This is a genomic window from Microbacterium pullorum (assembly GCF_014836535.1).
Classification (GTDB): domain Bacteria; phylum Actinomycetota; class Actinomycetes; order Actinomycetales; family Microbacteriaceae; genus Microbacterium; species Microbacterium pullorum.
The window spans coordinates 182,013-197,509 of record NZ_JACSQP010000006.1 but is presented as its reverse complement, the minus strand read 5'-3'; the positions used below and the strand labels follow the sequence as shown (position 1 = coordinate 197,509).

The following is a 15,497-nucleotide window of genomic DNA, read 5'->3' as shown; positions in this document are numbered from 1 at the left end:
GGCGCGCGGCGCCGCGGGCGCGCGGCGCCGCGGGCGGGCGCGCGCGGCGGGCGCGCGGCGCGCGCGGCGGGCGCGCGGCGCGGCGGGTTACTGGCCCAGGCGCGAGGTCAGGTCGGCGGCGACGTCGCCGGTGATGGTGACGTACTCGCCGTTGACCACGAGCGACGGGGTGCCGGCGGCGCCTTCGGCGTTCTTCGGCAGCTTCTGGGCCTGCGACAGCGCGAAGGCGCCGTACTCCTCGTCGGCGATGCACTCGGCGGCGTCGGGAGCTCCGGCATCCGCAGCGAACTGCGCCAACTCGTCATTGGTCAGACCCTCACCCGTGGGGTGCGTCGCGAACACGGCCGTCATGAAGTCGTAGGCGGCCTGGCCGCTCTCTTCGGCCACGCAGTACATCGCACTCGCGGCGCGCTCGGAGAACCGCGTGCCCGATGCCGCGTTCAGCCCCGACAGCGCCACCGGCTGCACCCGCAGCGTGATCGCGTCGGATTCCACCAGCTCGCTGATGGTCGGGCCGTACAGGTCCTCGAAGTCCTGGCAGTGAGGGCAGTAGAAGTCCATCCAGATCTCGACCTCATCCGGGCCGTCCCCGACGACGATCGCGCCGGTATCGGCCTCGATCGAAGACCCGGTGGGCGCTGCCGCCGGCGACGTGGCGGCGCTGTTCATCCACCACACGAGCGCTCCGACACCGACGAGCACCACGACGACCGCCGCGCTCACCCACACCGCGAACCAGTTGGTCTTGTTCCCAGCCGCTGCCATGACCTGTCCCCTATCCGATCTCTCGCGGGACGACACCGAACGGCGCCAGTCCCGCAGCTCCGCCATCGGGCGCTGTGAGCACCCAGATACCACCATCATGCACCGCGACGCTGTGCTCCCAGTGAGAGCCCACCGAGCCGTCGACGGTCGAGACGGTCCAGTCGTCGTCCTCCACGAACGTCTCTTCGCTGCCGGCCACGATCATCGGCTCGATCGCGAGACACAGGCCCGGCTTCACCTCGGCGCCGAGGTCGGCCACACGGTAGTTGAACACCGACGGCGACTCGTGCATCTTGCGGCCGATGCCGTGCCCGACGTAGTCCCGCAGGATGCCATAGCCCTCGCCGGATGCCTCGATGTGGCTCTGCACGGCCTCGCCGATCTCGGCGATGTGCCTGGCTTTCGCCAGTGCGGCGATCCCCGCCCACAGCGACCCCTCGGTCACCTGCGACAGGCGCTCCCGCGCCGCCACGACCTCGGGCCGCGACGGGTCGGGCACGACGATCGTGATCGCCGAGTCGCCGTTCCAGCCCTGGTACTGCGCGCCGGCGTCGATCGAGACGATGTCGCCGGGCTCGAGCACGCGATCGCTCGGGATGCCGTGCACGACCTGTTCGTTCACCGACGTGCACACCGTGTGGCGGTAGCCGCGCACGAGCTGGAAGTTCGACACGGCCCCGCGCGAGCGGATGACCTCGGATGCCGCGGCATCCAGTTCCAGCGTCGTCACCCCGGGGGCGACGAGAGCGCGCACGGCGTCGAGGGCGGCCGCGGTGATGCGACCGGGTTCGACCATGGCCCGCAGCTGTGCGGGCGTCTTGTAGATCGAGCGGCGCAGCACGGTCTCAGGCGCCGACGATGTCGCGCGCGGCCAGCGCCGTGCGGATGCGCTCGGCAATCTCATCGAGCGTGCCGACGCCGTCGATCGTGTCGACGATGCCGCGCTCGCGGTACACATCGAGGATCGGAGCCGTCTCGCTCTCGTAGATCGCCAGGCGCCGCGCGATGGCCTCTTCGGTGTCGTCGGTGCGGCCCTGCTCGGCCGCGCGCAGCGTGAGGCGCGACATGCTCTCTTCGCGGGGCACGCTCAGCTCGATGACGCCGGTGAGCTGCTCACCGCGGCCCGCCAGGAACGCGTCGAGGTCGGCGACCTGGCCGAGGTTGCGGGGGTAGCCATCGAGGAGGAAGCCGCGGGCGGCATCGTCCTGCGCCAGGCGCTCGCGCACGACGGCGCTGGTCAGCTCGTCGGGCACGAGGTCGCCGGCTTCGATGAGCGACTGCACCTGCTTGCCGAGCTCGGTGCCGTCCTTCACTGCGGCGCGGAACACGTCGCCGGTGGAGACAGCGGGGATGTCGAGGGCATCGGCGATGCGCACGCCCTGCGTGCCCTTGCCGGAGCCCTGGGGGCCGACGATGAGGAGACGAGCGATGGTCATCGGAGGAGTCCTTCGTAGTGGCGCTGCTGCAGCTGGGCGTCGATCTGCTTGACCGTCTCGAGACCGACACCGACGATGATCAGGATCGACGCGCCACCGAACGGGAAGTTCTGGTTGGCACCGACCGTGGCCAGCGCGATGAGCGGGATGAGCGCGATGAGGCCGAGGTAGATGGAACCCGGCAGCGTGATGCGGGTCAGCACGTAGTCGAGGTATTCGGCGGTGGGACGACCGGCACGGATGCCGGGGATGAACCCGCCGTACTTCTTCATGTTGTCGGCGACGTCGACCGGGTTGAAGGTGATCGCGACGTAGAAGTACGTGAAGCCGACGATCAGCAGGAAGTAGACCGCCATGTAGACGGGGCTGTCACCGGTGGTGAAGTACTGCTGGATCCACGACACCCAGCCGGGGACGTTGCCTTCGGCATCGGGCGTCTGGTTGAACTGGGCGATGAGCGCCGGGATGTACAGCAGCGACGAGGCGAAGATGACGGGCACGACGCCGGCCATGTTCACCTTGATCGGGATGTAGGTGTTGGTGCCGCCGTAGGTGCGGCGTCCGACCATGCGCTTGGCGTACTGCACCGGGATGCGGCGCTGCGACTGCTCGACGAACACGACGAGCGCGACGGTCAGGATGCCGACGGCGAGCACCAGCAGGAAGAGCTCGAAGCCGCGGGCCTGCCAGATCGACCACATGGCCGAGGGGAAGGTCGCCGCGATCGAGGTGAAGATGAGGATCGACATGCCGTTGCCGACACCGCGCTCGGTGACGAGTTCGGCGAACCACATGATGAGGCCGGTGCCGGCGGTCATCGTGATGATCATGAGCAGCTGCGCCCACCACGCGTCGTTCGTGAGCACCTGCTCGCAGTCCGCGATGCCGGTGATGCCGAACAGCTGACCGCTGCGGGCCACCGTGATGAGCGTGGTCGACTGCAGCAGTGCCAGTGCGATGGTGAGGTAGCGCGTGTACTGCGTCAGCTTGCTCTGGCCGGCCTGGCCCTCTTTGTAGAGGGTCTCGAAGTGCGGGATCACCACGCGCAGCAGCTGCACGATGATGGTGGCCGTGATGTACGGCATCACGCCCAGCGCGAAGATCGACAGCTGCAGCAGCGCGCCACCCGAGAACAGGTTGACCAGCGACAGCAGACCTTCGGTGCTGCCGGACTGCGCGAGGCAGGACTGCACGTTCGGGAAATCGACGAAGGGCGTCGGCACGTGCGCGCCGAGGCGATAGATGGCGATGATCGCGAGCGTGAAGCCGATCTTCCGCCGCAAGTCGGGTGTGCGGAAGACCCGCGCGATGGCGCTGAACAAGTCGGATTCCTCCAGTGAGATCGGCGGCGGCACGAGGCGCGCCGTCAACCAGAGTACGGCACAGGGGCCGGAGCGCTGCTCCGGCCCCTGTGGCGTGATTACTTGATGGTGCCGCCGGCGGCGACGATCTTCTGCTCAGCCGAGCCGGAGACCTTGTCGACCGACACGGTGAGCTTGACCGAGATGTCGCCGGTGCCCAGCACCTTGACCTTCTCGTTCTTGCGCACCGCACCCTTGGCGACGAGGTCGCCCACGGTGACGTCGCCACCCTGCGGGTAGAGCTCTGCGAGCTTGTCGAGGTTGACCACCTGGTACTCGACGCGGAACGGGTTCTTGAACCCGCGCAGCTTCGGCGTACGCATGTGCAGCGGCATCTGGCCGCCCTCGAAGCCGGCCTTGACCTGGTAGCGGGCCTTCTGACCCTTGGTGCCACGGCCGGCGGTCTTGCCCTTCGAGCCCTCACCACGGCCGACGCGAGTCTTGGCGGTGTTGGACCCGGGGACGGGACGCAGGTGGTGCACCTTCAGCACGCCGGGGCGCGAAGCCGCGACGTCCTTCTTGGGCGCTGCCTTGCTGGCGGCCGGCTTCTTGGCGGCAGCCTTCTTGGGCGCGGTCGCCTCAGCGACCTCGTCCTTCTTCTGGGCCTTTTCAGCCATTAGTCGATCTCCTCAACCTTCACGAGGTGGGCGACGGTCTTGACGTAGCCGCGCGTCTGCGCGTCGTCCGGACGGACGACCGAGTCGCCGATCCGCTTGAGACCGAGGCTGCGCAGCGTGTCACGCTGGTTCTGCTTCTCGCTCACCTTGGACTTCACCTGCGTGACCTTCAGACGGGCAGCCATCAGGCACCTACCTTCTTCGCCGCAGCGGCCTTCGCCTCGTTGCGGATGATGATCGCCGGAACGACCGCGTCGTAGTCGAGGCCACGACGGGCAGCGACGGCACGGGGCTCCTCGAGGCTCTTCAGAGCCTCGACGGTCGCGTGCACGATGTTGATCGTGTTCGACGAGCCGAGCGACTTCGAGAGCACATCGTGGATGCCGGCGCACTCGAGCACGGCGCGCACCGGACCACCGGCGATGACACCGGTACCGGCGGCAGCCGGACGCAGCAGCACGACACCGGCAGCGGCCTCACCCTGCACGGGGTGCGGGATGGTCGAGCCGACGCGGGGCACGCGGAAGAAGTTGCGCTTGGCCTCTTCGACACCCTTGGAGATGGCCAGGGGCACCTCGCGGGCCTTGCCGTAGCCGACGCCCACGAGACCGTTGCCGTCGCCGACCACCACGAGGGCGGTGAAGCTGAAGCGACGGCCACCCTTGACGACCTTCGACACACGGTTGATGGTGACGACGCGCTCGAGGAACTGGCTGTCGTTGCGGTCACGCGAGTTGCGGTCGCGCGTCTGGCTGCGCTCGCGACCACCGCGGCGGGGCTCGCGCTCCGCCGCTGCCGTCTCGGGCGCGGCCGCGGCCGCAGCCGGAGCGGTTTCGGTCACTTCGTTCTCCTTGTTCTCGCTCACAGGTTCAGGCCTCCCTCGCGGGCGCCATCGGCGATCGCGGCGACACGGCCCGCGTAGCGGTTGCCACCACGGTCGAACACGACGTCGGTGACGCCGGCGGCCTTGGCACGCTCGGCGACGAGCTCGCCGACCTTGCGGGCCTTGGCGGTCTTGTCACCGTCGAAGGTGCGCAGGTCGGTCTCGAGCGTCGAAGCCGACGCCACGGTGTGACCCTTGCTGTCGTCGACCAGCTGGACGAAGACGTGACGGGCCGAACGGGTCACGACGAGACGCGGACGCGCCTCGGTGCCGACGACCTTCTTGCGCAGACGCGCGTGACGACGCGCGCGTGCAACGGACTTGGTAGTCACAGCCATGGTTACTTACCAGCCTTTCCGGCCTTGCGCCGAACGACCTCGCCGGCGTATCGCACGCCCTTGCCCTTGTACGGCTCGGGCTTGCGGATCTTGCGGATGTTGGCGGCTGCCTCACCGACGGCCTGCTTGTCGATGCCGCTCACGGTGAGCTTGTTGTTGCCCTCGACCGTGAACGTGATTCCTGCCGGCGGGTCGACCAGCACGGGGTGCGAGAAGCCCAGGGCGAACTCGACCGAGCTGCCCTTCTGAGCAACGCGGTAACCGGTGCCGACGACCTCAAGGCCCTTGGTGTAGCCCTGGGTGACGCCGATGATGTTGTTGTGGATGAGGGTGCGGGTCAGGCCGTGGAGCGACCGCGACTCGCGCTCGTCGTCGGGACGGGTGACCAGAACCTGGCCATCCTGGACGGCGATCTCGATGGGGCGCGAAACGGTGAGCCGCAGCTCGCCCTTCGGGCCCTTGACGGAGACATCCTGGCCCTGGACCTCAACGGTCACGTCGGCGGGGATGTCGATGGGAAGTCGACCGATGCGGGACATTCAGATCACCACACGTAGGCGAGGACTTCCCCGCCAACGCCCTTCGACTCGGCCTGGCGGTCCGTGAGGAGGCCAGAGGAGGTGGACAGGATCGCGACGCCGAGGCCGCCGAGCACGGTGGGGATCTCGGTGGAGCGTGCGTACACGCGCAGACCGGGCTTCGACACGCGCTTGATGCCGGCGATCGACCGCTCGCGGTTCGGGCCGTACTTCAGCGTCAGCGTGAGGGTCTGGCCGACACGGGCGTCGGTGACCTCCCAGCCGGCGATGTAGCCCTCCTGCTGGAGGATGTCGGCGATGTAAGTCTTGAGCTTGGAGCTCGGCATCGACACGGAGTCGTGGTGGGCCGAGTTCGCGTTGCGCAGACGGGTCAGCATGTCTGCGACCGGGTCTGTCATTGTCATGTGTTTGTTCCTTCGTTCACGAGGTTTCGGATGCCGTTACGCGACAGCCGACCTGCGATGATTTCGCAGTATTCAGTTGTACGGACGTTTGGTCCCGGACCGCAGGGTCCGGGACCAAACGCCACAGTCTATCCGATTACGCCTGAGCGTCGTCGGCGCGGAACGGGAAGCCCAGCTGACGCAGCAGCGAACGACCCTCCTCATCGGTGGTGGCCGTGGTGACCACCGTGATGTCGAAGCCGCGAACGCGATCGATCTTGTCCTGGTTGATCTCGTGGAACACCGACTGCTCCTGCAGCCCGAAGGTGTAGTTGCCGTGACCATCGAACTGCTTGGGCGACAGACCGCGGAAGTCGCGGATGCGCGGCAGGGCGAGGTTCACGAGGCGGTCCAGGAACTCCCACGCACGGTCACCGCGGAGGGTGACGTGCGCACCGATGGCCTGACCCTCGCGCAGCTTGAACTGCGCGATGGACTTGCGGGCCTTGGTGACAACCGGCTTCTGGCCGGTGATCTTGGTGAGGTCGTCGACCGCACCATCGATCACCTTGCTGTCACGCGCAGCCTCACCGACACCGGTGTTGACGACGACCTTGACGATCCCGGGGATCTGCATGACGTTCGCGTAACCGAACTCTTCCTGCAGAGCCTTCTGGATCTCGTTCTTGTACTTCTGCTTCAGGCGCGGCTGGATCTTGCCAGCCACCGCGGCAGGTGCAGTGCTCATTCTCAGAGGTCCTTGCCTGACTTCTTCGCGAAACGCACGCGAACCGTGCGCTTGACGCCGTTCTTGGTCTGCTCCTCGACGCGACGGCCGACACGGGTCGGCTTCTTCGTCTCGGGGTCGACCAGGGCGACGTTCGAGATGTGGATGGGGGCTTCGATGGTCTCGAGGCCGCCCGTCTTCGTGCCGCGCTGGGTCTGACCCACGCGGGTGTGCTTGGTGACGTAGTTCACGCCCTCGACGATGACGCGGTTCTGCTCGACGAGGACCTCGAGGACCTTGCCCTGCTTACCGCGGTCGCCGCCACGCTCGGCCTTGGCGCCCGAGATGACCTGAACCAGGTCGCCCTTCTTGATCTTCGCCATGATCAGATAACCTCCGGGGCCAGCGAGACGATCTTCATGAACTTCTTGTCGCGAAGCTCACGACCGACGGGTCCGAAGATGCGGGTGCCGCGGGGCTCCCCGTCGTTCTTCAGGATCACGGCGGCGTTCTCGTCGAACTTGATGTACGAGCCGTCGGGACGACGGGTCGACTTGACGGTACGCACGATGACGGCCTTGACGACATCGCCCTTCTTGACGTTGCCGCCAGGAATGGCATCCTTCACCGTCGCCACGATGATGTCGCCCACACCGGCGTACCGGCGGGCGGACCCGCCGAGCACGCGGATGGTGAGCAACTCCTTGGCGCCGGTGTTGTCGGCGACCTTGAGTCGGGATTCGTTCTGAATCACTTCTTACTCTCCTTGGATTCCAAGTAGGCCGAGGCCTTACTTGGCCTTCTCGAGGATCTCGACCAGACGCCAGCGCTTGGTGGCGCTCAGCGGACGGGTCTCGTTGATGAGCACGAGGTCGCCGATGCCGGCAGTGTTGCCCTCGTCGTGCGCCTTGACCTTGGAGGTGCGACGGATGACCTTGCCGTAGAGGGGGTGCTTCACGCGGTCCTCGACCTCGACGACGATCGTCTTGTCCATCTTGTCGCTGACCACGTAGCCGCGGCGGGACTTGCGGTACCCGCGGGCGCCCGCAACGCGGACATCGTGCTCAGACGACTCGTGACCCTTGGTCTCGACCACGGGGGTCTCGACGGCGGGGGCCGCCTTCTTGGCGGGAGCCTTCTTCTGAGTGGTCTCAGCCATCACTCGGCCTCTTCCTTCGCGGCCTCGTCAGCGGAATCCGCCTTCTTGGCCTTGGTCTTCTTCGCCTTCGTCGTGGTCTCGACGGGCGCGGGCGTGGCACGGATGCCCAGCTCGCGCTCGCGGATCACGGTGTACAGCCGCGCGATGTCGCGCTTGACCGCACGGATGCGGCCGTGGCTGTCGAGCTGGCCGGTGGCCGACTGGAAGCGCAGGTTGAACAGCTCTTCCTTGGCCTTGCGCAGCTCCTCCACGAGGCGCTGGTCTTCGAATGTGTCGAGCTCGCTGGGTGCGAGCGTCTTGGTGCCGACGGCCATTACGCGTCGCCCTCCTCGCGCTTGATGATGCGTGCCTTCAGGGGCAGCTTGTGGATGGCACGGGTCAGTGCCTCCCGAGCAAGCTCCTCGCTGACGCCGGCGACCTCGAAGAGGACCCGGCCCGGCTTGACGTTTGCGACCCACCACTCGGGGGAACCCTTACCGGAACCCATGCGGGTTTCGGCAGGCTTCTTGGTGAGCGGGCGGTCGGGGTAGATGTTGATCCACACCTTTCCACCACGCTTGATGTGACGGGTCATCGCGATACGAGCGGACTCGATCTGACGGTTCGTCACATACGCGGGGGTCAGTGCCTGGATGCCGTACTCGCCGAAGGAGACCTTCGTGCCGCCGGTGGCCTGGCCCGAGCGACCCGGGTGGTGCTGCTTGCGGTACTTGACCTTACGGGGGATAAGCATTACGCCGATGCTCCTTCTGCGACGGGTGCCTCGTTGCGCGGGCTACGGCGACGGTCGCCACCACGGTCGTCGCGACCGCGGGACTTGGGCGCGTTGGCCTGCTCGCGGGCGAGCTCCTTGTTGGTGAGGTCGCCCTTGTAGATCCAGACCTTTACACCGATGCGGCCGAAGGTGGTCTTGGCCTCGTAGAAGCCGTAGTCGATGTTCGCGCGCAGGGTGTGCAGGGGCACACGGCCTTCGCGGTAGAACTCCGAACGGCTCATCTCGGCGCCGCCGAGGCGGCCGGAGACCTGGATGCGGATGCCCTTGGCACCGGCGCGCTGAGCGCCCTGCAGACCCTTGCGCATCGCGCGGCGGAACGCCACGCGAGCCGAGAGCTGCTCGGCGATGCCCTGCGCCACCAGCTGAGCGTCGGCCTCGGGGTTCTTGACCTCGAGGATGTTCAGCTGGATCTGCTTGCCGGTGAGCTTCTCGAGGTCCGAGCGGATGCGCTCGGCCTCGGCGCCGCGGCGGCCGATCACGATGCCCGGGCGGGCGGTGTGGATGTCGACACGCACACGGTCACGGGTGCGCTCGATCTCGATGTTGCTCACGCCGGCGCGGTCGAGCTGCGTCTGCAGGAGCTTGCGGATCTTGATGTCCTCCGCGACGTAGTCGGCGTAACGCTGACCGGGCTTGGTCGAATCGGAGAACCAGCGCGACACGTGGTCGGTGGTGATGCCGAGGCGGAAGCCGTACGGGTGAACTTTCTGGCCCATTACTTGCTCGCCTTCTTGCTCGTGGTGGCCGGGGCAGCGGTCTCGACCTCGGGGGTCGCCAGCTCCACCGTGATGTGGCTGGTCCGCTTCTTGATCTGGAAGGCACGACCCTGCGCGCGGGGGCGGAAACGCTTGAGCGTCGTGCCCTCGTCGACGTACGCGTTCTTCACGTACAGGTCCTTGTCATCCAGGTACTCGCCGTTCTTGTCGGCGGCGACGCGAGCGTTCGCCATCGCCGAAGCGACGAGCTTGTAGATCGGCTCGGAAGCACTCTGCGGCGCGAACTTCAGGATGGCCAAGGCCTCCTGAGCCTGCTTGCCCTTGATGAGAGCGACGACACGACGAGCCTTCTGAGGGGTCACGCGGATGTGTCGCACGCGGGCGATGGAATCCACCATCTCTCTCTCCTCTCTGCGCCACCGCGTCAGCGGCGGCGGCCCTTCTTGTCGTCCTTCTCGTGGCCGCGGAAGGTGCGGGTGGGCGCGAACTCGCCCAGCTTGTGGCCGACCATGGTTTCGGTCACGAACACGGGGATGTGCTTGCGACCGTCGTGCACGGCGATGGTGTGACCCAGCATGGCCGGGATGATCATCGAACGGCGCGACCAGGTCTTGATGACGTTCTTGGAACCGGCTTCGTTCTGCGAGACGACCTTGCGAAGCAGGTGCTCGTCGACGAAGGGGCCCTTCTTAAGGCTGCGAGGCATCTTCCTCTACTCCTACTTACGCTTCTTGCCGGCGTTGCGACGACGGACGATGTACTTGTCGCTTTCCTTGTTGGCGTGGCGGGTGCGACCCTCGGCCTGGCCCCAGGGGCTGACCGGGTGACGACCACCGGAGGTCTTACCCTCACCACCACCGTGCGGGTGGTCGACGGGGTTCATCGCGACACCGCGGACGGTCGGGCGGATGCCCTTCCAGCGGTTGCGACCGGCCTTGCCCCAGTTGATGTTCGACTGCTCGGCGTTGCCGACCTCGCCGATGGTCGCGCGGCAGCGCGCATCGACGTTGCGGATCTCGCCCGAGGGCAGACGAAGCTGCGCGTACGGACCGTCCTTGGCGACCAGACGCACCGAGGTGCCGGCCGAGCGGGCGAGCTTCGCGCCGCCGCCGGGACGCAGTTCGATCGCGTGGATGACGGTACCGGTGGGGATGTTGCGCAGGGGCAGGTTGTTGCCCGGCTTGATGTCTGCGCCGGCACCCGACTCGACGATGTCACCCTGTGCCAGCTTGTTCGGCGCGATGATGTATCGCTTCTCGCCGTCGAAGTAGTGCAGCAGCGCGATGCGTGCGGTGCGGTTGGGGTCGTACTCGATGTGAGCGACCTTGGCGTTCACGCCGTCCTTGTCGTTACGACGGAAGTCGATGACGCGGTACTGGCGCTTGTGGCCACCACCGATGTGACGGGTGGTGATGCGGCCCTGGTTGTTGCGGCCACCGCTCTTGGAGAGCGGGCGGAGGAGCGACTTCTCAGGCGTCGATCGGGTGATCTCGGCGAAGTCGGCCACCGACGAGCCGCGGCGACCCGGGGTCGTGGGCTTGTACTTGCGAATAGCCATGTTCTCTAGTCCTCTGTCCCGACCGTCAGCCGACTGCCGTGAAGATGTCGATGGTGCCCGACTTGAGCGTCACGATGGCGCGCTTGGTGTCCTTGCGCTTGCCCATCCCGAAGCGGGTGCGACGTGCCTTGCCGGGGCGGTTGAGCGTGTTCACCGAGGCGACCTTGACGCCGAAGATCTTCTCGATGGCGAGCTTGATCTCGGTCTTCGAGGCGCGCGGGTCCACGAGGAAGGTGTACTTGCCCTCGTCGATGAGCCCGTAGCTCTTCTCGGACACGACCGGCTTGAGGATGATGTCGCGCGGGTCCTTGTTCACTGCGATGTTCACTGCGGTGTTCGCGGTGGTCATGCCGAGACCTCCTCGGTGGTGGCCTTCTTCGACGCGACGAACGCGTCGTAGGCGGCCTTGGTGAAGACGATGTCGTCGGAGACGAGCACGTCGTAGGCGTTGAGCTGGTCGAAGGTCAGCACGTGGACGTACGCGAGGTTGCGCACGCTCTTGACGGTGACCTCGTCCGCGCGGTCGATGACCACGAGGACGTTCTTCGTCGCAGCGAACCCGGCGAGCACCGCGGCAGCGGCCTTCGTCGAGGGGGCGCCGTCAATCCCGAAGGACTCGACGACGTGCAGACGCTCACCGCGAGCACGGTCGCTGAGTGCGCCCAGCAGGGCGGCGGCGACCATCTTCTTGGGGGTGCGCTGCGAGTAGTCGCGCGGCTTCGGGCCGTGCACGATGCCACCACCGGTCATCTGGGGTGCGCGGATCGAGCCCTGACGGGCGTTACCCGTGCCCTTCTGCTTGAAGGGCTTGCGGCCGGCACCGGAGACCTCACCACGACGCTTGGTCGAGTGGGTGCCCTGGCGGGCAGCGGCGAGCTGCGCGACGACGACCTGGTGGATCAGGGGGATGTTCGTCTTGACGTCGAACAGCGCGGCGGGCAGCTCCACGGAGCCGGCCTTCTTGCCGTCAGCGGTGCGAACGTCGAGCGCGAGAGTCGAGTCAGCCATGGTCAGGCACCCTTCACTGCGTTGCGGACGTAGACGATGCGGCCACGTGCACCGGGGACGGCGCCCTTGACGAGCAGCAGACCCTTCTCGGCGTCGATGGCGTGCACCTTGAGGTTGAGGACGGTCACGCGCTCGCCACCCATGCGGCCGGCCATGCGCATGCCCTTGAAGACGCGGCTGGGCGTCGAGGAGGCACCGATGGAACCGGGCTTGCGGTGGTTGCGGTGCGCACCGTGCGAAGCGGAGACGCCCTTGAAGTTGTGACGCTTCATGACACCCGCCGTGCCCTTGCCCTTGCTGGTGCCGACGACGTCGACCAGCTGGCCGGCCTCGAAGGTGGCATCCACCGTGAGCTCCTGGCCGAGTGAGTAGTCAGCGGCGTCGGCGGTGCGCACCTCGGTGAGGTGGCGGCGAGGGGTCACGCCCGCGGCCTCGAAGTGGGCCGTGAGGGGCTGGTTGACCTTGCGGGGGTCGATCTGGCCGTACGCGATCTGAACGGCGTTGTAGCCGTCCTTCTCGGGGGTACGCACCTGGGTCACCACGTTGGGTGCGACCTCGATGACGGTGACGGGAACGAGCTTGCCGTTCTCGTCCCAAACCTGGGTCATGCCGAGCTTGGTGCCCAGGAGACCCTTCGAAACCTTGTTGTTGATGTCAGCCATGTCGAACCTCAGAGCTTGATCTCGATGTTGACGTCGGCCGGCAGGTCGAGACGCATCAGCGAGTCGACCGCCTTGGGCGTCGGGTCGATGATGTCGATCAGGCGCTTGTGGGTGCGCATCTCGAAGTGCTCGCGGCTGTCCTTGTACTTGTGGGGCGACCGGATGACGCACACGACGTTCTTCTCGGTCGGCAGGGGCACGGGGCCCACGACCGTCGCGCCCGCACGGGTCACGGTGTCGACGATCTTCCGCGCCGACGTGTCGATGACCTCGTGGTCATACGACTTCAGGCGAATGCGGATCTTCTGTCCCGCCATTGTCTGCTCACTCTCTTTCTCGCGTCTTACGTCTCACCGGTTGTGAGCGCATTGGACGCACGGTGGCGCTGGTTGCGCCTGGCACTTCTCCTTCGCCGAGGCGAGGGATGCTGCACCGCTGTTCTCATGTCAAACCGCACGCTGCTGCACGCGGCTCCCCACGCCCGGTGCGCATGACTGCGACCCGTTGCCGGGTTCGGGCTGTGTGGGATGTGGTGTTCTGCTGTCCGCGGCCTAGGACCCTGCGCATTCGCGCCGCCTATGCACTGCCGTGACAGTGATCCGGGGCACGCAGAGCGACCACCGGAATGTGGAACCTCACTAGTGTACGTGCCTCCCGGGCGTGTCGCAAACTCGGGCGTGTCGCGATCTGCCGCACGCAGAGCCGGGCGGCGGTGCGCACGTGTGCGAACGATTCAGGCAGCGTCTCGGTCGCTCAGAGCCTCGTGACGGGCGATGACCTTCTCGTCGCGCAGCGCCACGATCGCACGCACGGTGACGGCGAGGATCACGCCGACGGCCGCTCCCCACGAGTTCGCGACGATGTCGGCGCCGCTGGAGTAGCGCCCGGGCAGCAGGACGTGCTGCGCGAGCTCGATCGCACCCGACAGCGCCGGACCGAGCAGCAGGGCCAGAATCGTCCAGCGCAGGGGCACGATCAGTCCCAGGACGACCCCCACCGGGATGAACAGGGCGACGTTCGCGGTGAACTCGATGAAGGCGTAATCGACGAACGACGGCACTCCCCGCTCATGCGCCTCGGCGATCAACCGCGCCAGCAGCGCAGCGAAGGGCCGGTCGATCGGGCTCGGCCAGAACACGACGAGAGCGAGGAACAGTCCGTACCCGCTCGCCAGTATCGCCGCGATGGCATGCCGCGGCCCGCTCGTCGAGGGCAGTCGGCGGGCGGTGGCGGGGATGGTGGGGGCGTGGTCGATAGGCACTTCTCGCCATGATGTCACGCCGACCCGCACGGCCGCTGTGCGGGCAAGGGCCCGCACGCACGAAACCCCCCGGATCGCTCCGGGGGGTTTCGTGAAGGAACTCGAGAGAGTTACTTGATGATCTTGGTCACCGTGCCGGCGCCGACGGTGCGGCCACCCTCACGGATTGCAAAGCCGAGGCCCTCTTCCATGGCGATCGGCTGGATCAGCTCGACCGTCATGTCCGTGGTGTCGCCGGGCATGACCATCTCGGTGCCCTCGGGCAGCGAGATGACGCCGGTGACGTCCGTGGTGCGGAAGTAGAACTGCGGGCGGTAGTTCGTGTAGAAGGGGTTGTGACGGCCACCCTCCTCCTTGGACAGGATGTACGCCGTGCCCTCGAAGTTGGTGTGGGGCGTGACCGAACCCGGCTTCACGATGACCTGGCCGCGCTCGACGTCGTCACGCTTGGTGCCGCGCAGGAGCAGACCGCAGTTCTCGCCGGCCCAGGCCTCGTCGAGCTGCTTGTGGAACATCTCGATACCGGTGACGATCGTCTTCTGCGTCGGACGCAGACCCACGATCTCGACCTCGGAGTTGATCGCCAGCGTGCCGCGCTCGGCGCGACCGGTGACGACCGTGCCACGGCCGGTGATGGTGAAGACGTCCTCGACGGGCATGAGGAACGGCTTGTCCTTGTCACGCACCGGGTCGGGGATCGACGCGTCGACCGCTTCCATGAGCTCGACGATCGACTGAACCCACTTCTCGTCGCCTTCGAGGGCCTTCAGGCCCGAGACGCGCACGACGGGGGCGTTGTCGCCATCGAAGTCCTGCGAGGAGAGAAGCTCGCGCACCTCGAGCTCGACGAGCTCCAGGATCTCCTCGTCGTCGACCATGTCGGACTTGTTGAGCGCGACCAGCAGGTACGGCACGCCGACCTGCTTGGCGAGCAGCACGTGCTCACGCGTCTGAGCCATCGGGCCGTCGGTGGCGGCGACCACGAGGATCGCGCCGTCCATCTGAGCGGCACCGGTGATCATGTTCTTGATGTAGTCAGCGTGACCGGGCGCATCGACGTGCGCGTAGTGACGCTTGGGGGTCTCGTACTCGACGTGCGAGATGTTGATCGTGATGCCGCGCTGACGCTCCTCGGGAGCCGAGTCGATCGACGCGAAGTCGCGCTGCACGTTGGTGGCAGACGGGTACTTGTCGGCGAGCACCTTTGAGATCGCCGCGGTGAGCGTGGTCTTGCCGTGGTCAACGTGACCGATGGTTCCGATGTTGACGTGCGGCTTGGTCCGCTCGAACTTGGCCTTAGCCACTGGGT

The 15,497-nt window shown here is 66.8% G+C and carries 26 protein-coding genes; all 26 read right to left on the bottom strand.

Annotated features, from left to right (window positions below; all coding sequences use genetic code 11):
• Positions 1-87 precede the first annotated feature (87 nt).
• The 26 genes from H9651_RS11625 to tuf all read right to left on the bottom strand — a co-directional run bounded on the left by H9651_RS11625 (position 88) and on the right by tuf (position 15,492).
• Positions 88-765 carry a DsbA family protein gene (locus tag H9651_RS11625; protein ID WP_191719480.1) on the bottom strand — a complete coding sequence of 226 codons (678 nt, stop codon included), beginning with the start codon at positions 763-765 and terminating at the stop codon, positions 88-90.
• A gap of 10 nt (positions 766-775) precedes the next feature.
• A complete protein-coding gene (gene map / locus H9651_RS11620) occupies positions 776-1,606 on the bottom strand; it encodes a type I methionyl aminopeptidase (RefSeq protein ID WP_318244857.1) in 831 nt (276 codons plus the stop codon).
• A gap of 4 nt (positions 1,607-1,610) precedes the next feature.
• The gene (locus H9651_RS11615) at positions 1,611-2,195 is read right to left on the bottom strand and encodes an adenylate kinase (protein ID WP_191719495.1); all 585 of its coding nucleotides are present in this window, start codon (positions 2,193-2,195) and stop codon (positions 1,611-1,613) included.
• Between the two features lie 2 nt (positions 2,196-2,197).
• On the bottom strand, positions 2,198-3,523 hold the full coding sequence (secY, locus tag H9651_RS11610; protein ID WP_191719478.1) for a preprotein translocase subunit SecY: 1,326 nt from the start codon (positions 3,521-3,523) through the stop codon (positions 2,198-2,200).
• Between the two features lie 98 nt (positions 3,524-3,621).
• On the bottom strand, positions 3,622-4,179 hold the full coding sequence (gene rplO, locus H9651_RS11605; protein ID WP_225216677.1) for a 50S ribosomal protein L15: 558 nt from the start codon (positions 4,177-4,179) through the stop codon (positions 3,622-3,624).
• Complete coding sequence (rpmD, locus tag H9651_RS11600) at positions 4,179-4,364, bottom strand: 50S ribosomal protein L30 (RefSeq protein WP_023954062.1); 186 nt, start codon at positions 4,362-4,364, stop codon at positions 4,179-4,181. Before rpmD ends, rplO begins: the two co-directional genes overlap by 1 nt.
• Complete coding sequence (gene rpsE, locus H9651_RS11595; RefSeq protein WP_191719477.1) at positions 4,364-5,044, bottom strand: 30S ribosomal protein S5; 681 nt, start codon at positions 5,042-5,044, stop codon at positions 4,364-4,366. The genes rpmD and rpsE overlap by 1 nt, the downstream gene beginning before the upstream one ends.
• Positions 5,041-5,400, bottom strand: a complete 360-nt coding sequence (gene rplR / locus H9651_RS11590; protein WP_191719476.1) for a 50S ribosomal protein L18 — start codon at positions 5,398-5,400, stop codon at positions 5,041-5,043. The genes rpsE and rplR overlap by 4 nt, the downstream gene beginning before the upstream one ends.
• 2 nt (positions 5,401-5,402) lie before the next feature.
• A complete protein-coding gene (gene rplF / locus H9651_RS11585; RefSeq protein WP_191719475.1) occupies positions 5,403-5,939 on the bottom strand; it encodes a 50S ribosomal protein L6 in 537 nt (178 codons plus the stop codon).
• A 5-nt stretch (positions 5,940-5,944) separates the two neighbouring features.
• Positions 5,945-6,343 (bottom strand): 30S ribosomal protein S8, encoded by a 399-nt coding sequence (gene rpsH, locus H9651_RS11580; protein WP_191719474.1) that lies wholly within the window; start codon positions 6,341-6,343, stop codon positions 5,945-5,947.
• Positions 6,344-6,479: 136 nt separating this feature from the next.
• On the bottom strand, positions 6,480-7,070 hold the full coding sequence (rplE, locus tag H9651_RS11575; protein ID WP_191719473.1) for a 50S ribosomal protein L5: 591 nt from the start codon (positions 7,068-7,070) through the stop codon (positions 6,480-6,482).
• Between the two features lie 2 nt (positions 7,071-7,072).
• On the bottom strand, positions 7,073-7,432 hold the full coding sequence (gene rplX / locus H9651_RS11570; RefSeq protein WP_191719472.1) for a 50S ribosomal protein L24: 360 nt from the start codon (positions 7,430-7,432) through the stop codon (positions 7,073-7,075).
• Between the two features lie 2 nt (positions 7,433-7,434).
• Positions 7,435-7,803, bottom strand: a complete 369-nt coding sequence (gene rplN, locus H9651_RS11565; RefSeq protein ID WP_191719471.1) for a 50S ribosomal protein L14 — start codon at positions 7,801-7,803, stop codon at positions 7,435-7,437.
• A 36-nt stretch (positions 7,804-7,839) separates the two neighbouring features.
• Positions 7,840-8,145 (bottom strand): 30S ribosomal protein S17, encoded by a 306-nt coding sequence (gene rpsQ, locus H9651_RS11560; protein ID WP_404803016.1) that lies wholly within the window; start codon positions 8,143-8,145, stop codon positions 7,840-7,842.
• Between the two features lie 62 nt (positions 8,146-8,207).
• A complete protein-coding gene (gene rpmC, locus H9651_RS11555) occupies positions 8,208-8,522 on the bottom strand; it encodes a 50S ribosomal protein L29 (RefSeq protein WP_191719469.1) in 315 nt (104 codons plus the stop codon).
• Positions 8,522-8,941 carry a 50S ribosomal protein L16 gene (gene rplP, locus H9651_RS11550; RefSeq protein WP_056223975.1) on the bottom strand — a complete coding sequence of 140 codons (420 nt, stop codon included), beginning with the start codon at positions 8,939-8,941 and terminating at the stop codon, positions 8,522-8,524. Before rplP ends, rpmC begins: the two co-directional genes overlap by 1 nt.
• Complete coding sequence (gene rpsC, locus H9651_RS11545; RefSeq protein ID WP_191719468.1) at positions 8,941-9,699, bottom strand: 30S ribosomal protein S3; 759 nt, start codon at positions 9,697-9,699, stop codon at positions 8,941-8,943. The genes rplP and rpsC overlap by 1 nt, the downstream gene beginning before the upstream one ends.
• Positions 9,699-10,097 (bottom strand): 50S ribosomal protein L22, encoded by a 399-nt coding sequence (rplV, locus tag H9651_RS11540; protein ID WP_191719467.1) that lies wholly within the window; start codon positions 10,095-10,097, stop codon positions 9,699-9,701. The genes rpsC and rplV overlap by 1 nt, the downstream gene beginning before the upstream one ends.
• A gap of 26 nt (positions 10,098-10,123) precedes the next feature.
• A complete protein-coding gene (gene rpsS, locus H9651_RS11535) occupies positions 10,124-10,405 on the bottom strand; it encodes a 30S ribosomal protein S19 (RefSeq protein ID WP_045246805.1) in 282 nt (93 codons plus the stop codon).
• 12 nt (positions 10,406-10,417) lie between these two features.
• Complete coding sequence (gene rplB / locus H9651_RS11530; RefSeq protein ID WP_191719466.1) at positions 10,418-11,257, bottom strand: 50S ribosomal protein L2; 840 nt, start codon at positions 11,255-11,257, stop codon at positions 10,418-10,420.
• A 25-nt stretch (positions 11,258-11,282) separates the two neighbouring features.
• Complete coding sequence (gene rplW / locus H9651_RS11525) at positions 11,283-11,606, bottom strand: 50S ribosomal protein L23 (protein WP_191719465.1); 324 nt, start codon at positions 11,604-11,606, stop codon at positions 11,283-11,285.
• A complete protein-coding gene (rplD, locus tag H9651_RS11520) occupies positions 11,603-12,265 on the bottom strand; it encodes a 50S ribosomal protein L4 (protein WP_191719464.1) in 663 nt (220 codons plus the stop codon). The genes rplW and rplD overlap by 4 nt, the downstream gene beginning before the upstream one ends.
• A gap of 2 nt (positions 12,266-12,267) precedes the next feature.
• Complete coding sequence (gene rplC / locus H9651_RS11515; protein WP_191719463.1) at positions 12,268-12,927, bottom strand: 50S ribosomal protein L3; 660 nt, start codon at positions 12,925-12,927, stop codon at positions 12,268-12,270.
• A gap of 8 nt (positions 12,928-12,935) precedes the next feature.
• Positions 12,936-13,244 carry a 30S ribosomal protein S10 gene (gene rpsJ / locus H9651_RS11510; protein WP_005050520.1) on the bottom strand — a complete coding sequence of 103 codons (309 nt, stop codon included), beginning with the start codon at positions 13,242-13,244 and terminating at the stop codon, positions 12,936-12,938.
• Between the two features lie 416 nt (positions 13,245-13,660).
• Complete coding sequence (locus tag H9651_RS11505; protein ID WP_191719462.1) at positions 13,661-14,188, bottom strand: VanZ family protein; 528 nt, start codon at positions 14,186-14,188, stop codon at positions 13,661-13,663.
• Between the two features lie 110 nt (positions 14,189-14,298).
• Positions 14,299-15,492 carry an elongation factor Tu gene (tuf, locus tag H9651_RS11500; RefSeq protein ID WP_191719461.1) on the bottom strand — a complete coding sequence of 398 codons (1,194 nt, stop codon included), beginning with the start codon at positions 15,490-15,492 and terminating at the stop codon, positions 14,299-14,301.
• Positions 15,493-15,497 lie beyond the last annotated feature (5 nt).

Bases quoted from the DNA above. Each gene is read 5' to 3' on its own strand.
- H9651_RS11625 (WP_191719480.1), bottom strand. From the start codon at position 765: ATGGCAGCGGCTGGGAACAAGACCAACTGGTTCGCGGTGTGGGTGAGC.
- rplO (WP_225216677.1), bottom strand. From the start codon at position 4,179: ATGGCTGAAAAGGCCCAGAAGAAGGACGAGGTCGCTGAGGCGACCGCG.
- rpmD (WP_023954062.1), bottom strand. From the start codon at position 4,364: ATGGCTGCCCGTCTGAAGGTCACGCAGGTGAAGTCCAAGGTGAGCGAG.
- rplR (WP_191719476.1), bottom strand. From the start codon at position 5,400: ATGGCTGTGACTACCAAGTCCGTTGCACGCGCGCGTCGTCACGCGCGT.
- rplF (WP_191719475.1), bottom strand. From the start codon at position 5,939: ATGTCCCGCATCGGTCGACTTCCCATCGACATCCCCGCCGACGTGACC.
- rpsH (WP_191719474.1), bottom strand. From the start codon at position 6,343: ATGACAATGACAGACCCGGTCGCAGACATGCTGACCCGTCTGCGCAAC.
- rplE (WP_191719473.1), bottom strand. From the start codon at position 7,070: ATGAGCACTGCACCTGCCGCGGTGGCTGGCAAGATCCAGCCGCGCCTG.
- rplX (WP_191719472.1), bottom strand. From the start codon at position 7,432: ATGGCGAAGATCAAGAAGGGCGACCTGGTTCAGGTCATCTCGGGCGCC.
- rpmC (WP_191719469.1), bottom strand. From the start codon at position 8,522: ATGGCCGTCGGCACCAAGACGCTCGCACCCAGCGAGCTCGACACATTC.
- rplP (WP_056223975.1), bottom strand. From the start codon at position 8,941: ATGCTTATCCCCCGTAAGGTCAAGTACCGCAAGCAGCACCACCCGGGT.
- rpsC (WP_191719468.1), bottom strand. From the start codon at position 9,699: ATGGGCCAGAAAGTTCACCCGTACGGCTTCCGCCTCGGCATCACCACC.
- rplV (WP_191719467.1), bottom strand. From the start codon at position 10,097: ATGGTGGATTCCATCGCCCGCGTGCGACACATCCGCGTGACCCCTCAG.
- rpsS (WP_045246805.1), bottom strand. From the start codon at position 10,405: ATGCCTCGCAGCCTTAAGAAGGGCCCCTTCGTCGACGAGCACCTGCTT.
- rplB (WP_191719466.1), bottom strand. From the start codon at position 11,257: ATGGCTATTCGCAAGTACAAGCCCACGACCCCGGGTCGCCGCGGCTCG.
- rplW (WP_191719465.1), bottom strand. From the start codon at position 11,606: ATGACCACCGCGAACACCGCAGTGAACATCGCAGTGAACAAGGACCCG.
- rplD (WP_191719464.1), bottom strand. From the start codon at position 12,265: ATGGCTGACTCGACTCTCGCGCTCGACGTTCGCACCGCTGACGGCAAG.
- rplC (WP_191719463.1), bottom strand. From the start codon at position 12,927: ATGGCTGACATCAACAACAAGGTTTCGAAGGGTCTCCTGGGCACCAAG.
- rpsJ (WP_005050520.1), bottom strand. From the start codon at position 13,244: ATGGCGGGACAGAAGATCCGCATTCGCCTGAAGTCGTATGACCACGAG.